The following is a 2,308-nucleotide window of genomic DNA, read 5'->3' as shown; positions in this document are numbered from 1 at the left end:
ACAGACCGCAAGAACAACGCCGTCCACGTTTCTCTTTCTGTCTTCAGTTTTCAAACAGCGGTCTACACTTTAGGGACGCGCTTACGAGCCGACCGAGCCGGCTCCCAAGTTTGATGCGTTCTCTTGAAGCGCAGAAGAAGGCGTCGCCAGCGGCGTCGCCGTCTTGATGAGCCGTATATAGGGGATGCCCCTTTCCCCCGTCAAGCGCCTTTTTCGGTTTGTCGCGCAATTTTCACGAAACCGTGGAACCGCCCTGATTTGCCGGGGTTTTTCCGCTCCTGCCGGAAGCGGGGCGCAGACGCCCTCCCCTCCCCGCTCCCGCCCGGCGCGCCGCCTGTCGGGCAAATCAGCCAAGCCGACGCCGCGGCAGCCGCCCCGCATTCCCCTTTCCGCCCCGATGCTTTACGCGGCTGTGCCAAGGGAACGCGCGCGCGACCTCCCGCAACCCTGCATCCATCAGAGCTCCCATGATCCGCCTCGAATCCATCAGCAAGCAGAACGGCAAGCAGATCATCTTCATCGAGGCCTCGGTCGCGCTGCAGAAGGGCGAGAAGGTCGGGCTCGTCGGCCCCAATGGCGCCGGCAAGACCACCCTCTTCCGGATGATCACCGGCGAGGAGCTGCCGGATGAGGGCCAGGTCGCGGTCGATCGCGGCGTCACCATCGGCTATTTCAGCCAGGATGTCGGCGACATGGCCGGAGTCAGCGCCGTCGCGGCGGTAATGGACGGGGCCGGCCCGGTCAGCAGCGTCGCCGCCGAGCTGCGCCAGCTCGAGGCCGCCATGGCCGATCCCGCGCAGGCGGATGCGATGGACGAGATCATCGGCCGCTATGGCGAGGTGCAGGGCCGCTTCGAGGAGCTCGACGGCTATGCGCTGGACGGGCGCGCCCGCGAGGTGCTCGCCGGGCTCGGCTTCACCGCCGAGATGATGGAGGGCGATGTCGGCGCGCTTTCCGGCGGCTGGAAGATGCGCGTCGCCCTCGCCCGCATCCTGCTGATGCGCCCCGATGCGATGCTGCTCGACGAGCCCTCGAACCATCTCGATCTCGAGAGCCTGATCTGGCTGGAATCCTTCCTGAAGAATTATGACGGGCTGATCCTGATGACCTCGCATGATCGCGAGTTCATGAACCGCATCGTCGACCGGATCGTCGAGATCGATGGCGGCTCGCTCACCTCCTATTCCGGAAATTACGAATTCTACCAGCAGCAGCGGGCCATCGCCGAAAAGCAGATGCAGGCGCAGTTCGAGCGGCAGCAGGCGATGCTGGCCAAGGAGATCAACTTCATCGAGCGCTTCAAGGCGCGCGCCTCGCATGCGGCGCAGGTGCAGAGCCGGGTGAAGAAGCTCGACAAGATCGAGCGGGTCGAGCCGCCGCGGCGGCGCCAGAGCGTCGCCTTCGAATTTCAGACGCCGCCCCGCTCGGGCGAGGACATCGTCACGCTGAAGCAGGTCAGCAAGCGCTATGGCAGCCGCAGCATTTATGAGGGGCTGGATTTCCAGGTGCGTCGCAAGGAGCGCTGGTGCGTGATGGGGGTGAACGGCGCCGGCAAATCGACGCTGCTGAAGCTCGTCGCCGGAGCGGCCGCGCCCGATGCCGGGACGGTGGCGCTCGGCGGCACGGTCCGCATGGGCTATTTCGCGCAGCACGCGATGGAGGTGCTGGATGGCGAGCGCACCGTCTTCCAGACGCTGGAGGATCTGTTTCCCCAGGCCGGACAGGGCTCGCTGCGCGCGCTGGCCGGCTGTTTCGGCTTTTCCGGGGACGATGTCGAAAAGCGCTGCCGGGTTCTGTCAGGGGGCGAGAAGGCGCGGCTGGTGATGGCGACGATGCTCTATGACCCGCCGAATTTTCTGGTGCTGGACGAGCCGACCAACCATCTCGACATCGCCACCAAGGAGATGCTGATCGCGGCGCTGGCGAATTACGAGGGCACCATGCTGTTCGTCAGCCATGACCGGCATTTTCTGGCGGCGCTCTCCAACCGGCTGCTGGAGCTGACGCCGGATGGCGTCCACGCCTATGGCGGCGGCTATACCGAGTATGTCGCCCGCACCGGCCAGGAGGCGCCCGGCCTGCGGGGGTGAGCTGCGGTGGGGGCTGCGGCTCCCCAACGCCGCCCCCCATCGAGCGGGCGCTACACAGTCGGCGGGCGCAGATTGTGTTCCACCGCATCCAGCATGGCCTCATCCGGCTAGGCGAACTAGATGAGCGAAGCCATCCAACGCGGCGAGCGCTACGCCCCCCTGGGTTGCTTCGTCGCTGGCGCTCCTCGCAAAGACGTACACCCGTCATTGCGAGCGTT

Annotated in this window: 1 protein-coding gene; it reads left to right on the top strand. The window is 65.7% G+C overall.

Features of this window, described 5'->3' with window-relative positions; genetic code table 11:
• The first annotated feature begins 467 nt into the window (after positions 1-467).
• Positions 468-2,090: an ABC-F family ATP-binding cassette domain-containing protein gene (locus ASG72_RS18235; protein ID WP_056715518.1), complete on the top strand. Its 1,623-nt coding sequence runs from the start codon at positions 468-470 to the stop codon at positions 2,088-2,090.
• The last annotated feature ends 218 nt before the right edge of the window (positions 2,091-2,308 follow it).

The organism is Allobosea sp. Leaf344 (genome assembly GCF_001426225.1).
Classification (GTDB): Bacteria; Pseudomonadota; Alphaproteobacteria; order Rhizobiales; family Beijerinckiaceae; genus Allobosea.
This window is presented reverse-complemented; position numbering and strand designations above follow the sequence as displayed.